At 58.9% G+C, this 24871-nt stretch carries 22 protein-coding genes; 13 read left to right on the top strand and 9 right to left on the bottom strand.

Going from position 1 to position 24871, the window contains the following annotated elements:
- Nucleotides 1–20: 20 nt before the first annotated feature.
- The 3 genes from ACWPW0_RS14305 to intI1 all read right to left on the bottom strand — a co-directional run bounded on the left by ACWPW0_RS14305 (nt 21) and on the right by intI1 (nt 4939).
- On the bottom strand, nt 21–2987 hold the full coding sequence (locus tag ACWPW0_RS14305; protein WP_003090772.1) for a Tn3 family transposase: 2967 nt from the start codon (nt 2985–2987) through the stop codon (nt 21–23).
- Between the two features lie 3 nt (nt 2988–2990).
- Nucleotides 2991–3551 carry a recombinase family protein gene (locus ACWPW0_RS14300; protein WP_003090771.1) on the bottom strand — a complete coding sequence of 187 codons (561 nt, stop codon included), beginning with the start codon at nt 3549–3551 and terminating at the stop codon, nt 2991–2993.
- Nucleotides 3552–3925: 374 nt separating this feature from the next.
- A complete protein-coding gene (intI1, locus tag ACWPW0_RS14295) occupies nt 3926–4939 on the bottom strand; it encodes a class 1 integron integrase IntI1 (RefSeq protein WP_000845048.1) in 1014 nt (337 codons plus the stop codon).
- Nucleotides 4940–5084: 145 nt separating this feature from the next.
- Here intI1 and ACWPW0_RS14290 point away from each other — a divergent pair, with 145 nt between their 5' ends.
- The 5 genes from ACWPW0_RS14290 (at nt 5085) to ACWPW0_RS14270 (ending at nt 8175) form a co-directional block, all read left to right on the top strand.
- Nucleotides 5085–5930, top strand: a complete 846-nt coding sequence (locus tag ACWPW0_RS14290; RefSeq protein WP_022675713.1) for an ANT(3'')-Ia family aminoglycoside nucleotidyltransferase AadA6 — start codon at nt 5085–5087, stop codon at nt 5928–5930.
- A 41-nt stretch (nt 5931–5971) separates the two neighbouring features.
- Nucleotides 5972–6250: a DUF1010 domain-containing protein gene (locus tag ACWPW0_RS14285; protein WP_108092422.1), complete on the top strand. Its 279-nt coding sequence runs from the start codon at nt 5972–5974 to the stop codon at nt 6248–6250.
- Between the two features lie 116 nt (nt 6251–6366).
- On the top strand, nt 6367–6714 hold the full coding sequence (locus tag ACWPW0_RS14280; RefSeq protein WP_000679427.1) for a quaternary ammonium compound efflux SMR transporter QacE delta 1: 348 nt from the start codon (nt 6367–6369) through the stop codon (nt 6712–6714).
- Nucleotides 6708–7547, top strand: a complete 840-nt coding sequence (sul1, locus tag ACWPW0_RS14275; protein WP_000259031.1) for a sulfonamide-resistant dihydropteroate synthase Sul1 — start codon at nt 6708–6710, stop codon at nt 7545–7547. The genes ACWPW0_RS14280 and sul1 overlap by 7 nt, the downstream gene beginning before the upstream one ends.
- 127 nt (nt 7548–7674) lie before the next feature.
- On the top strand, nt 7675–8175 hold the full coding sequence (locus tag ACWPW0_RS14270; RefSeq protein ID WP_000376623.1) for a GNAT family N-acetyltransferase: 501 nt from the start codon (nt 7675–7677) through the stop codon (nt 8173–8175).
- Here the strand turns inward: ACWPW0_RS14270 and ACWPW0_RS14265 are convergent.
- The 3 genes from ACWPW0_RS14265 to ACWPW0_RS14255 all read right to left on the bottom strand — a co-directional run bounded on the left by ACWPW0_RS14265 (nt 8144) and on the right by ACWPW0_RS14255 (nt 11608).
- Nucleotides 8144–9136, bottom strand: a complete 993-nt coding sequence (locus ACWPW0_RS14265; protein ID WP_001381192.1) for a TniB family NTP-binding protein — start codon at nt 9134–9136, stop codon at nt 8144–8146. The two genes, ACWPW0_RS14270 and ACWPW0_RS14265, sit on opposite strands and share 32 nt — an antisense overlap.
- A 2-nt stretch (nt 9137–9138) precedes the next feature.
- The gene (locus tag ACWPW0_RS14260; RefSeq protein WP_425596547.1) at nt 9139–10302 is read right to left on the bottom strand and encodes a transposase; all 1164 of its coding nucleotides are present in this window, start codon (nt 10300–10302) and stop codon (nt 9139–9141) included.
- 277 nt (nt 10303–10579) lie between these two features.
- Nucleotides 10580–11608: an AraC family transcriptional regulator gene (locus tag ACWPW0_RS14255; RefSeq protein ID WP_011544400.1), complete on the bottom strand. Its 1029-nt coding sequence runs from the start codon at nt 11606–11608 to the stop codon at nt 10580–10582.
- Between the two features lie 123 nt (nt 11609–11731).
- On the opposite strand from ACWPW0_RS14255, the gene ACWPW0_RS14250 reads away from it, so the two are divergent.
- The 3 genes from ACWPW0_RS14250 to ACWPW0_RS14240 all read left to right on the top strand — a co-directional run bounded on the left by ACWPW0_RS14250 (nt 11732) and on the right by ACWPW0_RS14240 (nt 15129).
- Nucleotides 11732–12628 (top strand): TauD/TfdA dioxygenase family protein, encoded by an 897-nt coding sequence (locus tag ACWPW0_RS14250; RefSeq protein WP_011544399.1) that lies wholly within the window; start codon nt 11732–11734, stop codon nt 12626–12628.
- 8 nt (nt 12629–12636) lie between these two features.
- Entirely contained in the window at nt 12637–13434 is a 798-nt protein-coding gene (locus ACWPW0_RS14245; protein ID WP_199148737.1) for a 2-keto-4-pentenoate hydratase, read from the top strand.
- Between the two features lie 87 nt (nt 13435–13521).
- Entirely contained in the window at nt 13522–15129 is a 1608-nt protein-coding gene (locus ACWPW0_RS14240) for a GMC family oxidoreductase (protein ID WP_011544397.1), read from the top strand.
- A gap of 490 nt (nt 15130–15619) precedes the next feature.
- Here ACWPW0_RS14240 and ACWPW0_RS14235 read toward each other — a convergent pair whose 3' ends face one another.
- The 3 genes from ACWPW0_RS14235 to ACWPW0_RS14225 all read right to left on the bottom strand — a co-directional run bounded on the left by ACWPW0_RS14235 (nt 15620) and on the right by ACWPW0_RS14225 (nt 18204).
- Complete coding sequence (locus ACWPW0_RS14235) at nt 15620–16327, bottom strand: Crp/Fnr family transcriptional regulator (RefSeq protein WP_003090707.1); 708 nt, start codon at nt 16325–16327, stop codon at nt 15620–15622.
- Between the two features lie 81 nt (nt 16328–16408).
- Nucleotides 16409–16981, bottom strand: a complete 573-nt coding sequence (locus tag ACWPW0_RS14230; RefSeq protein WP_021219115.1) for a hypothetical protein — start codon at nt 16979–16981, stop codon at nt 16409–16411.
- Entirely contained in the window at nt 16978–18204 is a 1227-nt protein-coding gene (locus ACWPW0_RS14225; protein WP_003090706.1) for a sterol desaturase family protein, read from the bottom strand. Before ACWPW0_RS14225 ends, ACWPW0_RS14230 begins: the two co-directional genes overlap by 4 nt.
- 212 nt (nt 18205–18416) lie before the next feature.
- Between ACWPW0_RS14225 and ACWPW0_RS14220 the strand changes: the two genes are divergently transcribed.
- The 5 genes from ACWPW0_RS14220 to ACWPW0_RS14200 all read left to right on the top strand — a co-directional run bounded on the left by ACWPW0_RS14220 (nt 18417) and on the right by ACWPW0_RS14200 (nt 24858).
- Nucleotides 18417–19109, top strand: coding sequence for an SDR family NAD(P)-dependent oxidoreductase (locus tag ACWPW0_RS14220; RefSeq protein ID WP_021219117.1), 693 nt, complete (start codon nt 18417–18419; stop codon nt 19107–19109).
- 402 nt (nt 19110–19511) lie between these two features.
- Complete coding sequence (locus ACWPW0_RS14215; protein WP_024014384.1) at nt 19512–20891, top strand: hypothetical protein; 1380 nt, start codon at nt 19512–19514, stop codon at nt 20889–20891.
- Between the two features lie 441 nt (nt 20892–21332).
- Nucleotides 21333–22226, top strand: a complete 894-nt coding sequence (locus ACWPW0_RS14210; protein ID WP_454255650.1) for a DUF1302 domain-containing protein — start codon at nt 21333–21335, stop codon at nt 22224–22226.
- A 92-nt stretch (nt 22227–22318) separates the two neighbouring features.
- On the top strand, nt 22319–23590 hold the full coding sequence (locus ACWPW0_RS14205) for an IS4-like element ISPa1635 family transposase (RefSeq protein WP_454255649.1): 1272 nt from the start codon (nt 22319–22321) through the stop codon (nt 23588–23590).
- Nucleotides 23591–23826: 236 nt separating this feature from the next.
- A complete protein-coding gene (locus tag ACWPW0_RS14200; RefSeq protein ID WP_454256743.1) occupies nt 23827–24858 on the top strand; it encodes a DUF1302 family protein in 1032 nt (343 codons plus the stop codon).
- The last annotated feature ends 13 nt before the right edge of the window (nt 24859–24871 follow it).

The raw sequence follows: 24871 nt of genomic DNA, 5'->3' as shown, positions 1-24871 counted from the left end.
AAAACGGAAAAAATCGTACGCTAAGGTTTTCCGGGCAGCCTTAGCGGCCGAAACTTCCCGTCCTCCAGCCTGCGGCTCTGCCGCCAGACATAATCGCCGGTCAGATTGATGTGCTCCCACCCCAGCGGCGACAGGTATTGCAGCAGCTCACCATCCACCGACTTCCCCGCATCGCCCATCGCCTGGGTGGCGCGCTCCAAGTACACCGTGTTCCACAACACGATGGCGGCCGTCACCAGGTTGAGGCCACTGGCCCGGTAGCGCTGCTGCTCGAAGCTCCGATCCCTGATCTCGCCGAGGCGGTTGAAGAACACCGCCCTGGCCAGGGAGTTGCGGGCTTCGCCCTTGTTCAGTCCAGCATGCACGCGCCGGCGCAGCTCGACGCTTTGCAACCAATCGAGGATGAAAAGCGTGCGCTCGATCCGGCCCAGCTCGCGCAGGGCCACGGCCAGGCCGTTCTGGCGCGGATAGCTGCCGAGCTTGCGCAGCATCAGCGAGGCGGTGACCGTGCCCTGCTTGATCGAGCTGGCCAGGCGCAGGATGTCGTCCCAATGGGCGCGGACGTGCTTGATGTTCAGGGTGCCGCCAACCATTGGGCGCAATGTCGGGTAGTCCTGGACGCTATTCGGAACATACAGCTTGGTTTCTCCGAGGTCGCGGATGCGCGGTGCGAAGCGGAAGCCCAGCAGGTGCATCAGGGCGAAGACATGATCGGTGAAGCCAGCCGTGTCAGTGTAGTGCTCCTCGATCCGCAAGTCGGACTCGTGGTACAGCAGACCGTCGAGCACATAGGTAGAGTCGCGCACGCCGACATTCACCACGCGGGTGCTGAACGGTGCGTACTGGTCGGAGATGTGGGTGTAGAACAGCCGCCCCGGCTCGCTGCCGTACTTCGGGTTGACGTGGCCGGTGCTTTCGCCTCGACCACCCGCCCGGAAGCGCTGGCCATCGGAAGAAGAGGTCGTGCCGTCGCCCCAGTGAGCGGCGAAGGTATGACGGTACTGGTGGTTGACCAGCTCGGCCAGGGCCGCCGAGTAGGTTTCGTCTCGGATGTGCCAGGCTTGCAGCCAGGACAGCTTGGCGTAGGTCAGGCCGGGGCTCGACTCGGCCATCTTGGTCAGCCCGAGGTTGATTGCATCGCCCAGGATCGCTGACAGCAGCAATGTCCGGTCTTTGGCCTCGGCACCGTCCTTCAGGTGTGTGAAGTGGCGGCTGAAGCCCGTCCAGTCGTCCACGTCCATCAGCAGTTCGGTGATCTTGATGCGCGGCAGCAAATGGCTGGTCTGGTCGATCAGCGCCTGCGCGGTATTGGGCACCGCGGAATCCAGCGGGGTGATCTTCAGCCCGGACTCGGTGAGGATGGCATCGGGCAGCTCGTTGTCCTTGGCCAGGCGGGTGACGGTGGCCAGCTGCTCGTCCAGCAGCTGCAAGCGCTCTTCCAGGTACTGGTTGCTGTTCGGGTTGATCGCCAGGGGCAGAGCCTGCGCATGCTTGAGCGCGGCGAACCTCTCTGCCGGCAGCAGGTAGTCGTCGAAGTCGCGGAACTGCCGCGAACCCTTGACCCAGATGTCACCGGAGCGCAGCGCGTTCTTCAGCTCGGACAGGGCGCAGATTTCGTAGAAGCGCCGGTCGAGGCCTTCCGGGGTTATCACTAGCGGCTTCCAGCGCGGCTTGATGAAGGCGGTGGGCGCATCGGCCGGCACCTTGCGCAGGTTGTAGGCGTTCATCTCGCTCAGGGTCTGCACGGCTGCCAGCACGCCTTGCGCAGCCGGGGCAGCGCGCAGTTCCAGCACCTCCAGCAAGGCCGGCGTGTAACGGCGCAGAGTGGCGAAGTTCTCGCCGACCAGGTGCAGATGGTCGAAGCCTTCCGGCCGGGCCAGCAGCTCGGCCTCGCTGACGCTCTCGGTGAACTCGTCCCAGGGAATCACCGCCTCAATGGCGGCATAGGGATCGCTACCGCTTTCCTTGGCTTCCAGCAGAGCCTGGCCGATCTTCGAGTACAGGCGCACCTTGTCGTTGATCGCCTTGCCCTGCTTCTGGAACTGCTGCTGATGCTTGTGCTTCGCGCTGCTGAACAGCTTGACCAGGATACGGTCGTGCAGATCGACCAACTCATCAATCACCGTCGCGGTGCTCTCCAGCACCACGGCGGCCAGGGTCGCGTAGCGTCGCTGCGGCTCGAACTTGCCGAGGTCTTTGGGCGTCATCTGCCCACCCTCGCGGGCCAGCTTGAGCAGGCGGTTCTGGTGGATGTGTCGGCCCAGGCCTTCGGGCAAGTCCACCAGCTGAAATGTCTTCAGCCGCTCGATGTGTTCGAGCATGTGGCGGGAGTTCGGTTTCAGCGGTGCCTGTCGCAGCCAGGTCAACCAGGTGATGCTGCTGCCGGCCTTGAGCTTCAACAGCTCGTCCAGCTTGGCCCGATGCGAGTCCGTGAGTGGTTCGACCAGGGCGCGGTAGACTCGGCGATTGGCCCGCGCAATGGCCTCCGAACAAGCTCGATCAATTACGCTCAACGCCGGCAGAATGCGCCGCTTCTGTCGCAGGCTCTCCAGGGCCTGACCGGCCAGCAGTAAGCCCTTGTCGGTCTGCTGGGCCAACTCGGTCAGCTCGCGCACCAGGGCGCGGAAGTCGGACAGGCCGAACGGGGCCAGTTGTAGGTAGGTGCGCAGTTCCTGGGCGTGCTCGCGGCGAGTCACGTCGCGTTCGCCGTACTTCAACCAACTCGCCGGGTCGGCCTGAACTTGCTTGGCCACCCACTGGATGACCGGCTCGGGCGGCTCGCTGTCGGTGCCCAACGCATAGCCGGGGTAGCGCAGCAGGCTGAGCTGCACCGCGAAGCCCAGGCGGTTGGCGTCGCCGCGCCGCTGGCGGATCAGCGACAGGTCGGAGTCGTTGAAGGTGTAGTAGCGGATCAGGTCATCCTGGCTTTCCGGCAACGCAAGCAAGGTGTCGCGCTCCGTAGCCGAGAGAATCGAGCGACGCGGCATGGTTCAGTCGTCCTTGCGAAGGTACTGATAGAGGGTTTCTCGGCTGATGCCGAACTCGCGGGCGAGCTGCGCCTTCGGCTCGCCCGCAGCGGCCCGCTGCCGCAGCGTGATGGCTTGCTCGTCGGAGAGGGCTTTCTTGCGGCCCCGGTAGGCACCGCGCTGCTTGGCCAGGGCGATGCCCTCGCGCTGCCGCTCGCGAATCAGGGCGCGCTCAAACTCGGCAAAGGCCCCCATGACCGACAGCATCAGGTTGGCCATCGGCGAGTCCTCGCCGGTGAACACCAGGCCTTCCTTCAAGAACTCGATGCGCACACCGCGCTGGGTCAGCTTCTGCACCAGGCGGCGCAAATCATCGAGGTTTCGTGCCAGGCGATCCATGCTGTGCACCACCACGGTGTCGCCTTCGCGAACGAAACCGAGCATGGCCTCCAGCTGGGGACGCTGGGTGTCCTTGCCCGAGGCTTTGTCGGTGAACAGCTTGCCGACCTCGACCTGTTCAAGTTGGCGTTCCGGGTTCTGGTCGAAGCTGCTGACCCGGACGTAACCGATGCGTTGTCCCTGCAAGATGCCTCCATGGGCTGGATGGGCGGCAGGGCTTGCGTTGGTTTTTGGTTCCATTGCGCCCGAAGCCTTGAATTTGTCAGGCTGAAATCTATGACCTTGGCAAGCATGTGTCAAAGAATGTGAAAGCGGACTCTATTCTGACGGCGTGATGCGCCTTGCCTGACATCCAGTTTGTCGTTTTCAGAAGACGGCTGCACTGAACGTCAGAAGCCGACTGCACTATAGCAGCGGAGGGGTTGGATCCATCAGGCAACGACGGGCTGCTGCCGGCCATCAGCGGACGCAGGGAGGACTTTCCGCAACCGGCCGTTCGATGCGGCACCGATGGCCTTCGCGCAGGGGTAGTGAATCCGCCAGGATTGACTTGCGCTGCCCTACCTCTCACTAGTGAGGGGCGGCAGCGCATCAAGCGGTGAGCGCACTCCGGCACCGCCAACTTTCAGCACATGCGTGTAAATCATCGTCGTAGAGACGTCGGAATGGCCGAGCAGATCCTGCACGGTTCGAATGTCGTAACCGCTGCGGAGCAAGGCCGTCGCGAACGAGTGGCGGAGGGTGTGCGGTGTGGCGGGCTTCGTGATGCCTGCTTGTTCTACGGCACGTTTGAAGGCGCGCTGAAAGGTCTGGTCATACATGTGATGGCGACGCACGACACCGCTCCGTGGATCGGTCGAATGCGTGTGCTGCGCAAAAACCCAGAACCACGGCCAGGAATGCCCGGCGCGCGGATACTTCCGCTCAAGGGCGTCGGGAAGCGCAACGCCGCTGCGGCCCTCGGCCTGGTCCTTCAGCCACCATGCCCGTGCACGCGACAGCTGCTCGCGCAGGCTGGGTGCCAAGCTCTCGGGTAACATCAAGGCCCGATCCTTGGAGCCCTTGCCCTCCCGCACGATGATCGTGCCGTGATCGAAATCCAGATCCTTGACCCGCAGTTGCAAACCCTCACTGATCCGCATGCCCGTTCCATACAGAAGCTGGGCGAACAAACGATGCTCGCCTTCCAGAAAACCGAGGATGCGAACCACTTCATCCGGGGTCAGCACCACCGGCAAGCGCCGCGACGGCCGAGGTCTTCCGATCTCCTGAAGCCAGGGCAGATCCGTGCACAGCACCTTGCCGTAGAAGAACAGCAAGGCCGCCAATGCCTGACGATGCGTGGAGACCGAAACCTTGCGCTCGTTCGCCAGCCAGGACAGAAATGCCTCGACTTCGCTGCTGCCCAAGGTTGCCGGGTGACGCACACCGTGGAAACGGATGAAGGCACGAACCCAGTGGACATAAGCCTGTTCGGTTCGTAAACTGTAATGCAAGTAGCGTATGCGCTCACGCAACTGGTCCAGAACCTTGACCGAACGCAGCGGTGGTAACGGCGCAGTGGCGGTTTTCATGGCTTGTTATGACTGTTTTTTTGTACAGTCTATGCCTCGGGCATCCAAGCAGCAAGCGCGTTACGCCGTGGGTCGATGTTTGATGTTATGGAGCAGCAACGATGTTACGCAGCAGGGCAGTCGCCCTAAAACAAAGTTAGACATCATGAGTAACGCAGTACCCGCCGAGATTTCGGTACAGCTATCACTGGCTCTCAACGCCATCGAGCGTCATCTGGAATCAACGTTGCTGGCCGTGCATTTGTACGGCTCTGCACTGGACGGTGGCCTGAAGCCATACAGTGATATTGATTTGCTGGTTACTGTGGCTGCACGGCTCGATGAGACTGTCCGACAAGCCCTGGTCGTAGATCTCTTGGAAATTTCTGCCTCCCCTGGCCAAAGTGAAGCTCTCCGCGCCTTGGAAGTTACCATCGTCGTGCATGGTGATGTTGTCCCTTGGCGTTATCCGGCCAGACGGGAACTGCAATTCGGGGAGTGGCAGCGTAAGGACATTCTTGCGGGCATCTTCGAGCCCGCCACAACCGATGTTGATCTGGCTATTCTGCTAACTAAAGTAAGGCAGCATAGCCTTGCATTGGCAGGTTCGGCCGCAGAGGATTTCTTTAACCCAGTTCCGGAAGGCGATCTATTCAAGGCATTGAGCGACACTCTGAAACTATGGAATTCGCAGCCGGATTGGGAAGGCGATGAGCGGAATGTAGTGCTTACCTTGTCTCGCATTTGGTACAGCGCAGCAACCGGCAAGATCGCACCGAAGGATATCGTTGCCAACTGGGCAATGGAGCGTCTGCCAGATCAACATAAGCCCGTACTGCTTGAAGCCCGGCAGGCTTATCTTGGACAAGGAGAAGATTGCTTGGCCTCACGCGCGGATCAGTTGGCGGCGTTCGTTCACTTCGTGAAACATGAAGCCACTAAATTGCTTAGTGCCATGCCAGTGATGTCTAACAATTCATTCAAGCCGACGCCGCTTCGCGGCGCGGCTTAATTCAGGCGTTAGTACCACTGAAACCCTCCTTTATTTCGCCCATGTTTATTCAAACGGCATTCAGTTTCTCAAACGCTGTGCAGCGCTGGGTTTGCCGTTTCTCTGGGCTTCGCCTGGTGGCGTTACGCTGGTTTGTGGTCTTTTTGGCCTCTGGCCCTTGTGTAGCAAGCGCGAGCAGCTATTTTTTTCGTAGTGCTGTGCCGCCTCGGTGGCACCGTGCCTTTTCGCAGTTAGCGCCCGTCGCCAAGTTACGGTTATCCGTTTTGGCTTCTGGCTCTAACATTTCGGTCAAGCCGACCCGCATTCTGCGGTCGGCTTAACTCGCCCGTTAGATGCACTAAGCACATAATTGCTCACAGCCAAACTATCAGGTCAAGTCTGCTTTTATTATTTTTAAGCGTGCATAATAAGCCCTACACAAATTGGGAGATATATCATGAAAGGCTGGCTTTTTCTTGTTATCGCAATAGTTGGCGAAGTAATCGCAACATCCGCATTAAAATCTAGCGAGGGCTTTACTAAGCTTGCCCCTTCCGCCGTTGTCATAATCGGTTATGGCATCGCATTTTATTTTCTTTCTCTGGTTCTGAAATCCATCCCTGTCGGTGTTGCTTATGCAGTCTGGTCGGGACTCGGCGTCGTCATAATTACAGCCATTGCCTGGTTGCTTCATGGGCAAAAGCTTGATGCGTGGGGCTTTGTAGGTATGGGGCTCATAATTGCTGCCTTTTTGCTCGCCCGATCCCCATCGTGGAAGTCGCTGCGGAGGCCGACGCCATGGTGACGGTGTTCGGCATTCTGAATCTCACCGAGGACTCCTTCTTCGATGAGAGCCGGCGGCTAGACCCCGCCGGCGCTGTCACCGCGGCGATCGAAATGCTGCGAGTCGGATCAGACGTCGTGGATGTCGGACCGGCCGCCAGCCATCCGGACGCGAGGCCTGTATCGCCGGCCGATGAGATCAGACGTATTGCGCCGCTCTTAGACGCCCTGTCCGATCAGATGCACCGTGTTTCAATCGACAGCTTCCAACCGGAAACCCAGCGCTATGCGCTCAAGCGCGGCGTGGGCTACCTGAACGATATCCAAGGATTTCCTGACCCTGCGCTCTATCCCGATATTGCTGAGGCGGACTGCAGGCTGGTGGTTATGCACTCAGCGCAGCGGGATGGCATCGCCACCCGCACCGGTCACCTTCGACCCGAAGACGCGCTCGACGAGATTGTGCGGTTCTTCGAGGCGCGGGTTTCCGCCTTGCGACGGAGCGGGGTCGCTGCCGACCGGCTCATCCTCGATCCGGGGATGGGATTTTTCTTGAGCCCCGCACCGGAAACATCGCTGCACGTGCTGTCGAACCTTCAAAAGCTGAAGTCGGCGTTGGGGCTTCCGCTATTGGTCTCGGTGTCGCGGAAATCCTTCTTGGGCGCCACCGTTGGCCTTCCTGTAAAGGATCTGGGTCCAGCGAGCCTTGCGGCGGAACTTCACGCGATCGGCAATGGCGCTGACTACGTCCGCACCCACGCGCCTGGAGATCTGCGAAGCGCAATCACCTTCTCGGAAACCCTCGCGAAATTTCGCAGTCGCGACGCCAGAGACCGAGGGTTAGATCATGCCTAGCATTCACCTTCCGGCCGCCCGCTAGCGGACCCTGGTCAGGTTCCGCGAAGGTGGGCGCAGACATGCTGGGCTCGTCAGGATCAAACTGCACTATGAGGCGGCGGTTCATACCGCGCCAGGGGAGCGAATGGACAGCGAGGAGCCTCCGAACGTTCGGGTCGCCTGCTCGGGTGATATCGACGAGGTTGTGCGGCTGATGCACGACGCTGCGGCGTGGATGTCCGCCAAGGGAACGCCCGCCTGGGACGTCGCGCGGATCGACCGGACATTCGCGGAGACCTTCGTCCTGAGATCCGAGCTCCTAGTCGCGAGTTGCAGCGACGGCATCGTCGGCTGTTGCACCTTGTCGGCCGAGGATCCCGAGTTCTGGCCCGACGCCCTCAAGGGGGAGGCCGCATATCTGCACAAGCTCGCGGTGCGACGGACACATGCGGGCCGGGGTGTCAGCTCCGCGCTGATCGAGGCTTGCCGCCATGCCGCGCGAACGCAGGGGTGCGCCAAGCTGCGGCTCGACTGCCACCCGAACCTGCGTGGCCTATACGAGCGGCTCGGATTCACCCACGTCGACACTTTCAATCCCGGCTGGGATCCAACCTTCATCGCAGAACGCCTAGAACTCGAAATCTAACGTCCGTTCGGGCATCGAGGTCCATGTCGGGGTGGGACGGGCCCGTGGCTTCAAGATCACTTGCAGTCCGACCGCGATGTCTTGGTTGCGCGAGAGGTTGTCGACAGGCCATGCTGAGTGTGCGATGGTTGATCGCTTCCTCGCCGCTCTCCACGGCGACGATGGCCGCCGCCATCAGCAAGTGCGCCAGTTCCCCTATGGTGCCCTCGCTGCGTGTGAGCAGGTAGCGAGCCATGTCCAGCGTGGCAATTGGGGAAGGCCGGCGCAGCGGGAGCGAAGCGGCGAAGCTGGCCAGCAGTGAGCAGCAATCGTCGTTGGCCTCCCATACCGGCAGCATCATCGGCTCGAAGCGATTTTCCAACTGGTCATCGGAGCGGATGGCTAGGTAGGCGTCGCGCGTGCCTACCCCAACCAACGGGATGCGCAGTTCGTTGCCGAGGAAGCGCAGCAGGTTGAGGAATTCCCGGCGGTTGACGCTGTTGCCGGCCAGCACGTTGTGCAGCTCGTCGATCACCAGCATGCGCACGCCGACCTTGCGCAGCAGTGCCAGAGCCAGTTGCTCCATTTCCGGCAACCGTGGGCGTGGGCGCAGCGGCGCGCCCATCGCGGCGAGCAGCGCGACGTAGAAGCGGATCACGGACGGCTCGGACGGCATCTGCACGACCAACACCGGGATGTGCTCCTGGTCGGCGTCGGAGCTGGCCGGGTGGGTGCGGCGGAACTTCTCGACGATCATCGACTTGCCATTGTTGGTCGGGCCAACCAGCAGCAGGTTGGGCATGCGTTGCTTGTTTGGCCACGCATAAAGGGCTTCCAGCCGGTTCAGCGCCTCGACTGCGCGCGGATAGCCGATCCAGCGGTCGGCGCGAAGGCGCTGGATGCGCTCGTCCGCCGGAAGACGGGCCAAGCCCTGGGCCGCCGGCAGCAGGTGGGACAGGTCGATGATGGGATATTCGTCCACGGCTACCACTCCTCAATCTGGTCGAACGGTTTGGCGGGTGGCAAGTTGTCTGCCTGCGGGTCGGCAATATCCGTATCCGGCGGAACGGGCTTGTCCGGCCGAGCTGATGTCTTGAGGTGCTGGCGGCGATCCGCGTCACGCCGCGCCTTGCGTGTGGCCTTCTGCGCGCTGGTCACAATCTCACGCATCTGGCCGATCATGCGGAACAGCGCCGACTCATCCACCTGTTCGCGCCCTTGCTGCCGCAGTTTCGCCAGCGCCTGCCGTTGTTCCCAGAGGGTGACAGCCGGATGCGACAAGGTACGGTAGGGAATTTCCAGGTAATGCTGTCCCTCCGGTTCCAGGACCCAGATACGGCTGATGTCGCGCGGATCGCGCCGGATCAGAAAGGACGGCCAGCGTTCACGCCGCGCAATCCACGGCTTGAGCGCATCGGCGTAGTAGTGGATGTGGTCGATGACAAAGCCGGTGCGGGTCAGCGTGCGCCGGAGGATCGGCAGAAAATCGACCAGGAACGAAGTAGCGCGTGTGACGACGGCCGGTACGCCGACACGCGCCACGGCCTCGGCCCAGCGCGCGGCCGGCGGTTGGAGCAGGCCGTTGTGCACCGAACCGTGGTAGGTGCCGACCGCCAATGTGAGCCAGCGCTCTAGCTCGCGCAGCGTCAGGGCGGCCTTGTTTTCGGAATCGTAGTCGCCGCGCTGGTCAGGGTTGGAGAAGGTCGTTCCCGGCAGTTCGTCGTGAATCATCTGCATCGCCGTGCCGATGATCCGTTCCACGATGCCGCCATAGTGCGGCTGTCCCAGCGGGCGATAGTCCAGCCGGATGCCATGCTGCTCGCAACCCCGGCGCAGGGCCTCGCTCTTGAACTCGGCCGCGTTGTCTAGGTAGAGCAGCAAGGGCTTGCCGCTCATCTGCCAATCCATTTCCACGTTCAGTCCTTCCAGCCAAGGGCGCTTGTCGCAGGCGACATGCACGAGGCACAGGCCAACCGAAACGGCAGACGGCGCTTCCAGCGTGACGACCATGCCGAGCACGCAGCGGGTGAACACGTCGATGGCGAGGGTCAGGTACGGGCGGCCAATAGGTTGCCGGTCGCGGTCATCGACCACGATCAGGTCGATGACCGTATGGTCTATCTGCACCTGCTCCAGCGGCGCGGTCACGGCAGGAGGCTCGCCGCCCACACCTTGTAGGTCACGGCCAATAGCGGTCGCTCACCAAGGGCTGTTTCCGACCCAGGCTGGGTGAAAACGCATGCGTCGTTTTGAAGTCTGCGTTGCTACGTAAAATCTGCCAGCGTTTGGTTGGTCAGCCAGACCTGAACTTTGCGTAGGAACGCGATTTTGATTGCGATTCTGACTGCCAAACTCGCTCTAAAACGTTTTCACACAGCCTGGACCCCAAGCGGACGTTAACTGTTTGTCGACTGTACATGGATCGCTAAGCTTCGCGCAGGTGCGCATGGCAGCGCCACTTTCCGGGCGGACTGTTAGTCCAGCGACTGAATGCCCGCGAAAAACTGGCCGCCTCGGCGTAGCCTAGACGTTGGGCGATGCTGGTAAGGTCCAGACGCGAGTCGCTCAGCAGGCGCTCGGCCAAACGCTGCTTGATTTGCTCGTTGAGCTGTTGGAACGAGTGACCTTCACTCGCCAAACGGCGCAACAAGGTGCGCTCGGAAAGGCCCAGGCGCTGGGCCACCATCCGGCTGCTGAGCAGCGTGGCCGAGTCGCGGATCAACACCTGTTGCACCAAACGCGCGGTGGGCGCCTTGACCAGGCTGTGGGAGATCTCGGTACATAGCCGCTCACACAGTTGCTCGCCCTCACTGTGGGCACTGATGTGCGCCTGCGGCAGGGTGAAGGTCAGGTCGGCATTGGAAAACAGGATGCCGTTGCGCCCGGCCTCGAACTGCACCGGATAGGCAAATTCCCCCTGCAACGCGGCGAGATCCGCAGGTGCGCTGCTGGTCATCTCGATAGCCAGGGGGGCAAGGGGGCGCTGCAGTAACTCGCACGCCACGCCCAGGCACGCGGAGAGTCCGCGCTCGATAACAAAGGCGCGAGCATCCTGCGGCAGTACGCTGGCATCGAACAGTAACCAGCTACCGCGTCGCTCCACTTCGATTCGCGCCGGGCACAGCGTCAGCGCTAACAGTTGAAAACGGCTGAAGGTGGCAAACGCCTCTCCCAGCGTGCGACTGGCGAGCATGGTGAAACCGAGCAAGCCCAGTGACGTCAGGTGATAGCGCTGCCCGGCAGCGAATCCCAGGCCCGGTCGGCCGGCGTGTTCGAGCAAGTTGCGGATTACCGCCAGCTCTTGCCAGGCCTCGATCTGCGCGTTGCGCTGCTGCAGTGTTTCGCTGGAGATGGCGCTGCCTATCAGGCAGCTCGCGGCCTCCACCCCTTCGGCCTGGGCGGTTTCTAGCAGGTAACGTACGCCCGTCAGGGCACGGTTTTGGCGCCAGTCCACCGGGCAACCCTCCATTCAAAATAGTCTTGGCGGTAATTATCATTTTTTGGCTGTAATAATCATGGCTAGCCTAGCAGCCGCCACGCATTCTGTAAGCACTCCAACAACAAAAGAGTGCGAGCCATGAGCGAGTTCATCTACACCCTGCCTAGCCATAACCGTGCTGCCAGTTACAGTCACATTCGTGTAACCCCGACCACCGGCGCCATCGGTGCGGACGTCGAAAATCTTGATCTGACGCGTCTGAGCGACGAGGGCTTTGCCGAGTTGCGCCAGGCGCTGCTCGCCCACAAGGTGATCTTCATCCGCGACCAGGCCCTGAGCGTTGCTGACCTGGAGCGGGTTACCCAGCACCTCGGTGAGTTTGGCCGCGAACCCTATGTGACCTGCATGGCCGATCATCCGCACGTGGTACACGTGGTCAAGGAAGCCTCCGAAAAAGCACCCTTCGTATTCGGTGGTGCTTGGCATACCGACTGGACCTTTCAGGAGCGCCCGCCAGCATTCACCCTGCTCTATGGGCACGACATTCCTCCCTATGGCGGCGATACCTGCTACGCCAATCTGGCCCTGGCGTATGAGTGGCTATCGCCTGGGATGCAAGCGCTGCTGGAAAACCTCGACGCGGTGCACAGCCCGGAAATGGCCTATGGCGTTAACGCCAAGCACAACGCGCTGCTGGAAAACATGGCGATCAACTACGGTAGCGATACCTCGGCTGACGAGCGCAGCCACCCGTTGGTAACCCGCCACCCGGAAACCGGGAAAAAGGTGTTGTTCATCAACCCGGCCTACACCACAGGCATCAAAGGCCTGCGTACGGAAGAGTCGCGTCCACTGCTTGACTACCTGTTCAAACTGGCCACCTCGGAAGCCTTCACTTGCCGTATGCGCTGGCGTCAGGGAACCCTGGCGATCTGGGATAACCGCAGCACCTGGCATATGCCAGTGGCCGACTACCACGGCATGCGGCGCGAAATGTTCCGCACCACCGTGATCGGCGAAGTACCCAGCCGATGAGTGCGCCGGTGGCAATTACCGAACCGCGCCTGCTCGGCGCGGCCCACTGCCTGGCAACGGCACGGCTCGAGCGGCATCCCGTGCCACGGGTTAGCGAAACTTTCGCCCTGGCCAACCTGGATGAAGCCTATGCCGTGCAAGCCGCTGGCATGCAGCAGGCGTTGGCTCAAGGCCGCCGTCTTTGCGGGGCCAAGGCTGGGCTGACCTCGGCGGCCCTGCGTGCAGCGCTCAAGGTCGACGAGCCGGTGTATGGGCGGCTGTTCGCGGACACGGCGTGCCTCTCAGGTGAAGCCATCGCCTGGGAGCGCCTGCTGCAACCGAAAGTCGAGATCGAGCTGGCATTGGTGCTCGGCCACGATCTGCCGGCTGGCGAGATCAGCCATGAGCAGTTTCTGGCCTGTATTGCGGGTGCGGTGCCGGCACTGGAAATCAACGACTCGGCCATCATCGGCTGGCAGTTGACCTTGATGGATGCGGTCGCTGACAACATTTCATCCGGGCTTTATGTGTTGGGTGATCAGCCCGTGCCGCTGGCGCAACTGCCTACGCCAAACCTGCTGATCAGCCTGCATAAAAATGCCCAGCCGGTGCTGCTCGACACCAGCGTAGCGCTGCATGACTGCCTCGCCACCGGCCTTTGGCTGGTGCGCAAGCTGGCCCGGCGCGGCCAGCCATTACGTGCCGGAGATGTGCTGTTGACCGGAGCGCTGGCGCCGATGCTCGACGTCGGTCCTGGCGATCACGTGCGCATGGTGATGGGCGAGCACGGCGCAGTGGAGTGCTCATTCGCAGGCACCACAGCCTAGAGAACCACGCATCGGGCACAACGGCCCATTAGAAGCGGCGCTGATTGAAATCCGCCATAAAAAGTACAAGAAGCGAGAGCCATCAGAATGCAGTACGAAGAGTTTGATTACGTCATTGTCGGTGCCGGTTCGGCAGGCTGTGTATTGGCCAGTCGCCTGAGCGAAGACCCCAGTGTGTCTGTCTGTTTGCTGGAATCCGGCGGGCCGGATAAGAGCGTGTTGATTCACGCCCCGGCCGGCTTCGTTGGCATGGTGGCAACCTCTTACAACAACTGGGCATTCGACACCGTCCCGCAGCAGCACATGGACAACCGCAAGCGTTACCAGCCGCGTGGCAAGACGCTGGGTGGTTCTAGCTCCATCAACGCCATGCTCTATGTGCGCGGTAACCGCTGGGACTACGACCATTGGGCCAGCCTGGGCAATCCTGGTTGGTCGTATGAGGATGTGTTGCCGTACTTCAAACGTGCGGAAAACAACGAGACCCACGGCGCCAGCGAATACCACGGCGCGGGTGGCCCGCTGAACGTTGCCGAACTGCGCACGCCAAGTGAGCTGAGCAAGGCGTTTATCGATGCCGCAGTGCTCAATGGCATACCGACCACCCGCGACTACAACGGCGTCGATCAATTCGGTTCGTTCATGTACCAGGTAACGCAGAAAAATGGCGAGCGCTGCAGTGCAGCCAAGGCTTATCTGACGCCTAACCTGTCGCGCCCCAATCTATGTGTGAAGACCCATGCGCTGTCGGCCAAGATCATCATGCAAGGCAAGCGCGCCTGTGGCATTGCCTATTACCAGGGCAGTGAAGCTAAGGAAGTCCGGGCGCGTCGTGAAGTCATCCTCAGTGCAGGCACCTTTGGTTCGCCGCAGCTGCTCCTGCTCTCGGGTATAGGCCCGGCCAAGGACTTGCAGGCGGTGGGCATACCCGTGGTACACGACCTGCCTGGCGTCGGCGAAAACCTGCAAGATCACATCGATCACGTGCAGAGCTACATCAGTGCCAGCGACAGCCAGACCTTCGGATTGTCCTTGAATGGCGCTATAAAAATGGCCAAGGGGGTGTTCGAATGGCGCAAGCAGCGTACCGGCATGATCACTAGTTCGATCGCCGAAGCCGGGGCTTTTGTACGCTCCTCAACCGAGGTGCAAGCACCTGACTTGCAACTGGTTTTTGTGGTGGCGCTGGTTGATGATCACGGTCGCAAAATGCACACCAGGCACGGCTTTTCCTGCCATGTTGAAGTGCTGCGCCCCTACAGCCGTGGCACGGTCAAACTGGCCAGCGCCGACCCGCGAGTGCCACCGAAGATCGACCCCAATTTTCTTGCCGATCCACGCGACCTCGAGCTGTTGGTCAAGGGTGTGCAGTTGCAGATGGACATTCTGCAAAGCAGCCCGCTGCAACCGTGGCGCGGCAAGATGCTCTATCCCGTCCAGCGCGATGACACGGCAGGCATTATTGCCGATATCCGGGCGCGGGCCGACACCCAGTACCACCCGACCAGTACCTGCAAGATGGGGCCGGCCTCTGATGCGTTGGCCGTGGTCGATGCGCAATTGCGTGTACACGGGCTTGAGGGGTTGCGGGTGGTGGACGCCTCGATCATGCCGACAGTGACTGGCGGCAACACCAATGCACCGACCATCATGATTGCCGAGAAAGCCGCCGATATGATTCGTCAGGCGCAGTAGCTGGTGAGCAACTGCACAGACTTGAGTCGAGGGGCCACCCTACTGCCTCTCGGCGTTTCACCTCTGCGTCGGCGGCGCGGAGTTGGTCAGGTTCCTACGTTAAATCTGCGCTAGTTCGGCCATTCCAAGAGCTAGAATTTTCGTAGAGGCGTGATTTCTGCGTCGATTTCGACGACTGCGTCTGCTCAAAAGTATTTTTACACAGCCTCGGCCGAAACCGACGACCACGACGGGCAGCTATTGGCCGATTCAAGCCTGACGCGATAGACCGGACTCGGCCAAAAGCAGTCTTTGATTGGTGACCAAGCGGCCCTCGTGCGGGGGCAGTTATTAGGCCCAAAGGTCTCTAGGAAAGCCGGGGCTATTGATAGGGCCGGTTCACCTCTAGCATTGTGGTCAGGTGGTACTGATGAAGTCAGGTGGTGAGTCCACTCATGATCAACAGCGATGCACTCGGCCCTGCGAAAATTACATCGAGATTAGTGCCGGCTCAGTTAGCCGCGTGCTCAGAAAGCCCAGCTGGATCAATTACTCGAATATGCCGAAAACCGATCTTAATCAGTCCCGCCTTTTCCAGTTGTTTTAGCAGCCCGTTGATAGTCTGGCGGGAAGAACCAAGTATGGAGGCTAAATCCGCCTGAGAAACATTCAAAATAACTTCCTCAGAGCCTGTTGCCGGTGGTTGCAGCAACAACAGTTCTGCTAAACCTGTACGCAGCCGTTGCAGCGGCACGATCATCTGGCCATCGGCAAAGTGCCGCATAAAAGCGGCATAGCGCTTGGCAATAAAAAGTGTAATTGCCTTGCAATAGAGAGGTTCCTCTTCAAGGATTCGCTCGAATTGCTGCAGAGGCAGCATTAGTAATTGCACATTGGTATCGGCGATCACAGCCACATCGGCCTTTTCGCCTGTAATCAGGGCGAGGAAGTTGAACCAAAATCCTCTCTCGCCAATCATATAAAGCTTCTCCTCACCCTCGAATAGCAGCCGCGAAACCCGCACGCGCCCCTCAAGCACTACTGAGGCTGCAGTCGGTCGGCTGCCTTGGGCAGTGATCACCTGCCCTTTGCGATAGTGGCGCAATACGGAAGACTGGATGATTTTGTCTTGCACTTCCCCCGGCAAGCTTGCGAACCAGTCATCTGCCTCGCGCAGGCGGTAGATTGTCTGATGGGCTGCGTCATCTATGTTTTGCATTTGGAAACCTTGGAAACATCGATGTTGGGTCTTAACCACATTCGACAGTTTCCCAAGATATGGGATGCAGGGGAAGCCGAATTAACGGCTCGCAGCTAACAGCGGCACCACCCTATCCCGGTGCAGCAGCAGCAGGGCTAAAGACAGCAAGTAGTGCAGCCATTGGATGCCAGATAGCGGTCCGAGCATCTCTTCACCGGTTGCACCGGCCGCTAGACTAACGATGAACACTAGCGCCGCCCCGAGTGGCATTACCCGCCGCGTCACTAAGGCTGTGGCACAGATTAACAAGACAGAGCCAAGAGGCACCAGCATGCGCCAGGTGTCAAATCCCGACACGCTAATCACCACCCCGAAGCTCCCAACCAAGAGCGCGAAGCGCCCTGCGGCCGTGATGCGCTGAGCAACAGAGTCATCTGGCCAGCGCAGTGCAATGACCAGCAGCGGGAAACCTGCGCTGGCGGCAACCAGGCCGGTAAAGCGATGTGGGCCGGCGAACAACTCACCATACTGGTAATGCAGTGTACCAATCGCTGCCGCCAGGCCGATCAGGCCGCAACCAATGGCTAGAGCAGGGCGCTGGCGCAGCTGGACAAAGGCAATGGAAAAGGCAACCACAGCCAAGATCAAGTCGGAAATGGCATCGGCATTCATTGGGAAGTCCACAAAGCAGCAGGTTTGAAGGAAGTGCGGCTGAGCCATGCAGCGCTGCCTAGCATTACAACCAATAACATCAGCTTGAGTGCGATGGGCATACTAAAACCGAACCAGTCAGGTAGAGCAGCAAAGGCAATGCCCAGTCCTATGACACGGCACTGCTCAAAACGCCGTGCATTGGCACGTCCTTCCAATAGTGACGTGAGAGAGATTGCCGAAATGGCAAAGCCAGCGGCGTAGAGTGCCAGTAAGGTCTTCGGCAAGGTGTTGAGTAGCGTCAGAAAATGCATGAGGAACAACATTGCAAGCACCTGATGCACTACCGCATAGCGTTTGACCGCATCGGGTGTACACGGATCGTAATACTTAAACTGCGACGGCTCGTAAGGCTCGCTCGCCTCATCGTGCCAGCCACCAGGTGGTGCCAGCCAGACGCCAAGTTTAGCCCGCCAGCCCGGGGTGGCTTTGGATTTCTGCCAGAGCTCAATGTAGTAATGCATGTTGCCCCAGAATGGGTTAAGGCTCTGCAACGGTGTGCGCACGCCGTAGATGACCTTCTCGTCCTTGCGCTCCTCGGCGAAGGTACCGAATAGGCGATCCCAGAGAATCAGAATGCCCCCGTAGTTTGTGTCCATGCAGTAGTCATTTTGCCCATGATGGACGCGATGGTTTGAGGGTGTGACGAAGATGCGATCAAGCCAGCCCAAACGACCAATTACCTCGGTATGCACCCAGTACTGGTAAAGCAAGTCGATCAGCAACACCCCGGCAAACACGCTGGGCGGCACACCGGCCACTGCCATCGGTAGATAGAATATCCAGCCCAGAAGTGCGCTCGTCGAGGACTGGCGTATGGCTGTTGCCAGGTTGAAGTACTCGGAAGAGTGATGCGATACGTGCCCGGCCCACAGCAAGCCAATTTCATGGTTCATACGGTGATGCCAGTAGTAGAAAAAGTCGTAGGCCACAAGGGCTCCGACCCATACCCACAGGCTATCGCTAGGCAAGGTCGTGGCGCGGTAGGCTTCGAATACCAGAGTGTAAACGCCCAGTTTCGCCAACTTGGTGAACGCCCCAACCACCTGGCTCAATAGACCATATTGGTAGCTGCTGATGGCATCAGGTATGGAATACGCCGCTAGCCCGCGGCGGTGCGCCAGCCATGCTTCCAGCAAGGTGGTGGTTAAAAAAATCGGTATGGCAAACACGATCAGATTCATTGCGCGCGATCCTTTTCTCTCGACTCAAGAAAGTTGAGCGGCTGATGGCTTTCAGCGACTCAGCGACCAGGCAAGTTAGCACTCTTGACTGTGCCCACTTGTCGGCTCGGCGACAGGTTCTGCACGGCAATAGTGGCAACCTAGCTGACCACTCGTGCCGGGGCTCAGTGCTCAGTGCAGCCCTGGTGTAGTCCACTTCAAGGAGAATAAGCGTGAGTAAAGTAGTCGCAATTAGCGGTGGATTCGGTTGTCTAGGTATAGCGGTAGGCGAGGCGTTCGCGGCCAATGGTTGGCGGGTGGCCCTGATTGATCAGGCCAGCGTGCCGCGACCCCTGGCCGACACGGCGCGCTCTGAAAAACTGCTTATCGGCGCGGTCGATCTAACCGATCTGCACATGGCAAATTGTGCAATGCAGCAGGTGCAGCAGCATTTTCAAGGATTAGATGCGCTCATCAACGTGGCGGGTGGTTTTCGCTGGGAGACCATCGAGGGCGGCGATCTTGCGACCTGGGATTTGATGTATCAAATGAACGTGCGCACTGCCGCAACGGCTAGCATGGCCGCGCTGACACACCTGAAGAAAGCCGAAGCCGGGCGCATTATCAACATTGCAGCCGGAGCGGCCAGTAAGGCCAGCCTAGGCATGGGGGCCTATGCTGCAGCAAAGTCCGGGGTGATGCGCCTTACGGAGGCGTTGGCCGAAGAGTTGAAAGATCAGCGCATCACGGTCAATGCGATCATGCCATCGATCATCGATACCCCGCAGAACCGCCTCGATATGCCTGATGCGGATGCCACCCGCTGGGTTACGCCAGAGCAGGTCGCTAATGTGATCGTATTTTTAGCCTCTCAGGAGGCTAGTGCAATCACAGGTGCAGCTATCGCTGTAAATGGGCGGTGCTAATTTATTAGGCCGGCTGTCGACATAGCAGAGTGGCTGCCTAGAGCCGTTCTTCTCACCCAGGGTTCGCCCGATCCTAATGATCCTAATGATCCTAATGATCCTAATGCGGCATGCGTGGCCTATGCGTGGGGAACTGACTGGTGTTGCCGGCGGAGAGCTAGCAGCCCTCGGTAGCAGGTCCCAAGTCCTTAGGGTCGACCACCACATACTTTGCCAAGGCGTGTGTCCGCAGCAGTTGTAAGCGACAACATTAGAAAAATACGCGCTAGAAAACCGCCCTATCCCTTGTGGTGCCCACACTATTTCGCTGCCTGGATACGGTATCCAAAATAAGGTTTGAATCCACCGATAAGGAGATGACCTTGAAGCCCTCATATTTGGCTAACGTCACAAGTTTTAGCGATGACCACTCTAATCCTGGCGGCCTCGCCTTCTCAGGCTAACTGGGATCAGGCGAATGCCTTCGAGGAAGGCCAGCAGCGTGTTGCCATCGGTAAGGATCCAATGCCAGGCCCTCGTTCGTGTTTTTGGCGCTACGGCCCGGTCAGTGGTGACCCCTACATCAACATCGCCTTCCCTGACGCCGGAACATTCTATTGGGGAGCAGCTTTCTCGGTGCCGAAGGGCGCGAAGCTGCATTTAGAGGGCAGTTTTCCGCATGCTCGCTATATGTCCCTAATCAGCTATGACCGTTTGGGTGCTCCTCTCGACTCAGTGGCCGACTACCTGATCGCGCCGAAGCCAGGTGCTAGCAACCCATATCTCTTCGGTGCAGACCGCAACAGTAAACAGCGCGGCTATAAAATCGAAGTGGTTAGCGAGCCGTTGAGCACTCCTATTCCATGGGGCGTTTACCAAGAAGCCAAGACCCGCGACAAGATCCATGCGCCTGGTCAAGCCGAAAACGGCCAGCAGCAACTGATTTATCGGATCTACGCAGGGGACAAAAATACCGACGAAACAGCAGGTTCCGGTCTGCCAACTCCGGTACTCACTCTCGCTGATGGCAAGGAGCTGCGCGGACAGGATGTTTGTGCCAGCTTGAGTAGCTTCCAGCCATTGTCGTTTGATCAGGCAGCCCTGGCGACCCCGCGTGAGTACCTCAATAAACTGACGGAGGTGGCCAAGGCGCGTGGCGGTCCGGCCATGCCGGCCAGTAACCCGCCGACCTGGAGCAAGAGTTCGGAAAGCATGTCGCGTTATGCCATTTACACCGGCGACAACACAGTGGCGAGTGGTACCAATAAGAAAGACGGGACCTTCTTTGCCAACCTCGACAACCAGTATGTGCGCACCTTTATCAACCGTAAGCACGGCGAGGTTTTCGTAATCCGCGCCAAAGCACCAACTACGCCAAAGACCTATAACGGCAACACCAAGTTTGAAGATGGTGATCTGCGCTACTGGTCGTGGTGCTCTCAGCAGGGCTACGCATCTGGTCGGGTCAATAAGTGTCTGTTCGATGAGCAGATTCCGGTGGACGCTAACGGCTACTACACCTTGGTACTTAGTCGCGAAAGTGACCGCCCACGCAATGCAATCAACGAGTGTGGTGTGTCCTGGTTGCCAATCGCGGATGTGGGCGACGGTACCGGTGATCCGGATCTGAGTTTCCTGGTTCTGCGCAACATGCTGGGCCGTGGTGAGTTCAAACACGCAGTGCAGAATATTAAGTCGCAAGAAACTATCCAGCAGGATATGGGCGACTACTTCCCGCGTGCTCGCTACACCACAGTTTCTTCGTTCGAGACGGCAGTTCCTTGCCAAGTAGAGAAACGTTAAGTGGCTTAAAACAATATAGCTTCTTGGTCGTCGGCGGGGTTCCTGATGTTTCCAGAGCCCTGTCGCGATTAGGCTGGCTGGCGATTAATTTAATTTTTTCGTGGATAATTAAAGCTTTCAAGTTGCTTGTTTTTTATTGCTGTTTTTTACGCGTAAAGATTTTTAATTTGAAATGAAAAAGCTGTTGGTAGTTGTCGATTACTTAATTCGTCACATAGCTCTAATGGTGTCTGGATTTTCGGTGAGACCTTGTGGGGTTAGTGATGGCTATTTCAGGTAAGTGTTCAAATGACGCATTTGGCGCTCGCTGGTAATAATGCTATTGGCAGCCGCTAGAGATATGTTTGATTCGTGTTTTTATAAGCAGCAAATTAATCTGGTGCGATATCCATAATCGCCGATTAAATAGAAGTAAATATAATAAAAATAGGAGGCTGTTTCGTGAGATTTGAAAGAAGTGAGTCCGGCCTGATTAATCCGTTGTTGTTGAAGATGACAGCTTGCATAACCCCGCTAGCGCTCATGATTTCACTGCAGGCTCAGGCGGGTGAGTTTGCATTAGGTGAAATCACGGGGCGCGCCAACGGTAGCATCAGTGTGGGTGGAATCTGGAATGCTGAGAAACCCGATTCAAACCTGATTTTTCAGGGTAATGCTGATCATATCGGCTACGGCTCGGCTGGTGAGTTCAACCCTTCAGGTGCGCGTAACGGTGATGACGGCCGCCTGAATTTTCGTAAGCGCAATTTGGTGTCTTCACCGATCACCCTATTGGCGGAAACCGAGTTGAACTGGCGTAATTATGGGGTCTTTCTGCGCGGTAAGGCCTGGTACGACTACACCTTGAACAACCGTGAGGTCGACCATGGCCATTCAGCCAATGGTTACCAGGTGGGTGCCAAGCTCAACGATAGCGGCTTCGACGATCTGGCCAAGTTCCAAGGCGTTGCCTTGCTGGATGCCTATGTATTTGGTGACTTCGAAGTCGGCGAGCGACCGTTGCACTTACGCGGCGGTAATCAGGTAATTAACTGGGGCGAGGGGTTGTTCTTCCAGAATGGCCTCAACTCGATCAACCCAGTGGATCTTGCCGCGTTACGCCGCCCGGGCTCTCAGTTGAAGGAAGCTCTACTCCCGGTGCCACTGCTCTTCGCCAACTTCGGTATCACCGACAGCCTCAACCTTGAGGTGTTTTACCAGTTGCAATGGCGTGAGACCGTTCTGGAAGGTTGCGGTACCTACTTTGCTAGCAACGACTTGATCCAGGATGGATGTTTCGGCTTGGCCAGGGGCGGTATTGCTGCCAATGTCATCAACTTTGGAAATTATCCATAAATATCATATAATTAGCGCTCAAATCAGTGCATGGGAGAAGCCCTTTTGACTACCTATACCGCATCGCTTGACACCGCCAGCCAAGCCCTGGTTTGAAAGTTGTACAAAAAGTAACCAGTCCGCTCGATTGTCCCGCCTTCATCGCCGCCCACCGCCAGAATCCTCAAGACTTTACCCGCCGACGCCAGCTCACCTTCAAGAACCTCGTCCTGTTCCTGCTCAATCAGCCGCGCACGGCCCTGCAAACCGAACTCGATCAGTTCTATCGCGTACTCAATCAGGCGTCGACTGAGACGCAAATGGTCACTGCGCAGGCCTTCTGCAAAGCGCGCAAAAAGCTCAACCCCGAGGTATTTGAAAGTCTCAATCGCCTCCTGCAGCAACAAATTGACTGCTTCGGGCTGCGCCAGAAGTGGCGTGGGCTGAGGGTGCTCGCGGTGGATGGCTCGACCGTGCATTTACCCCTGGAGTCGACCATGGCGACCTTCTTTGGCAGTCACTCTGGCTTTCCCATGGCTCGCTTGTCCACACTCTACGAAGTCGCTGACGGTCAAACCCTGCATAGCCTGATCGTGCCCCTGACCGTCGGCGAGCGCGACTGTGCCCATCTGCACCTTGAGCACCTGCCGGCTGACAGCCTGACGTTGTTTGACCGTGGTTACCCTGGGCACTGGTTATTCGCGCTGTTCGCGCAGCAACAGCGGCACTTTCTGATGCGCCTGCCCTGTGGCTATAACGCCCAGGTCAAAGCGTTTCTACACTCTGGCCAAGTTGAAGACACACAGCTTTTCGTGGCCAACCATCCTGAAGCACGTCTGTTCTGCTCCGAGGCTGGCGTTGATCCTGCCAATCAGATTGAGCTGAGACTGATCCGGGTCGAGTTGGCCAACGGCGAAAGCGAGGTATTGCTGACCTCGTTGCTGGATCGAGAAGCCTTTCCCGCTGAGGTGTTTGCCGAGCTTTACCACCGCCGCTGGGGCATCGAAACCGACTTCCGTCGCCTCAAACAAACCCTGACGCTGGACAACTTCAGCGGCCGCAGCGTGACCGCTGTAAAGCAGGACTTTCATGCCGCTCAACTGTTGAAGAACCTGGCGCTGTTGATGCAGCACCTGCTACAGCCAGTCATCGAACAGCGCCACAAAGGCCGCAAGCTGCGATGGAAAGTCAACTTCACCCAAGGCGTGTCACGGCTCAAAAATACCCTGGTCGAGCTGCTGGTGCGGCACTGTGCTCAGGGGCTGAGCAATGTGCTGGCCTTGATGGCTAAAAGCCTCAGTGCCGTACGCTCAGGCCGTAGCTTTGCGCGCCAACGCAAACGCGCAGCCAGCCGAGGTTGTGAGGGCTACAAACCGACGCGCTGAAGAAACACCACCGCCCAACCTCCGTGCAAAAAAAGCTGGCCACAAGCGGTCGGCATAGGCTCGTCCGGAGAACGAGAAATCTCGCCTAGACAGCCGGAACAGACGATGATCACATCACCGCCAGCCCAGTTAGACCGCCTGATTGAGCGGCAGAGGCCTGGTCATCGCCCGACGGCCATGGCGGCTGGCTGCTTCGGGGGCTTGCCTTGGGCAGGGCTGCAGCTTAGGTTGATGACATTGGTATTGCTGCCAACCCTAATGATGAGGCTGGTTATGCCAAGGGCCTCTATGTGCATCGGCTGGAGGACGACGAGCCATCTGACAGCGGTCAGTTTGGTATGGCCATGCGCTATTTCGCCGACAGCATAAGCACCGAGTTCGGCGCCTATGCCATGAATATCCATTCGCGCACCCCGCAGAACCGCGCGCGCACCGACTTGCGCCCTGCGGTTGGAGCGGGCTGGATCGCAGGTCAGGAGGCCACCAACGCCAAGTATTTCATGGCCTTCCCCGAGGACGTCCGCATCTTCGGTCTTAGTTTTTCCACCAGCCTCCTGGGTGCCTCAGTGTTCGGCGAGTACAGCTACCGTCCGAATCAGCCCGTGGGGCTTTCCCTCGGCGACACCATCCCGAGCACCTTCGGCAATCCCAATCTACTCATTCCCGGTGCACCGCTGGCAGGGGAGATGAAGGCTGCCGCCCCCGGCTCGCTGATCAATGGTTATGACCGCCTGGAGGTGTCGCAGCTGTCACTTGGGTTTATTAAGAGCTTCCCCCGAGTGTTGGGCGCGGATGGTCTTGATGTAACCGGTGAGGTCGCGATGAAGTACATGCATGACTTGCCGGCGCTGAGTGAGCGTCGTTACGGGAAAACCGAGGCATACGGCAGCAACATGGCTGATGGCCAGGGGATTGGTTCGCCAGGCTGCAACGCTGGGGTGCCAGAGCAAAGTTACAAAAAAATCGGTTGTAGCCGTGACGGCTTTGTCACGGACCTTTCCTGGGGCTATCGCCTGCGTGCCCAGTTGAATTATTCGGGTTTGCTGGCCGGGGTCAACGTATCGCCATTTATGACCTTCGGTCAGGACGTAAAGGGCTGGTCCCACGACGGTAACTTCGTCGAAGACCGACTGCTGGGTTCGCTGGGGGTAAGGGCTAGCTACAAGCAAAACTATTCGGCCGAACTGTCCTGGTCTGGTACCGGTAATACGCCGCTCGTAGTGACCGACCGTGATTTCGTCGCGTTCAACCTGCGCATGGGCTTCTGATCTCGAGGTAATC

The sequence above is a fragment of the Pseudomonas sp. Marseille-Q8238 genome (assembly GCF_965111915.1).
This window is presented reverse-complemented; position numbering and strand designations above follow the sequence as displayed.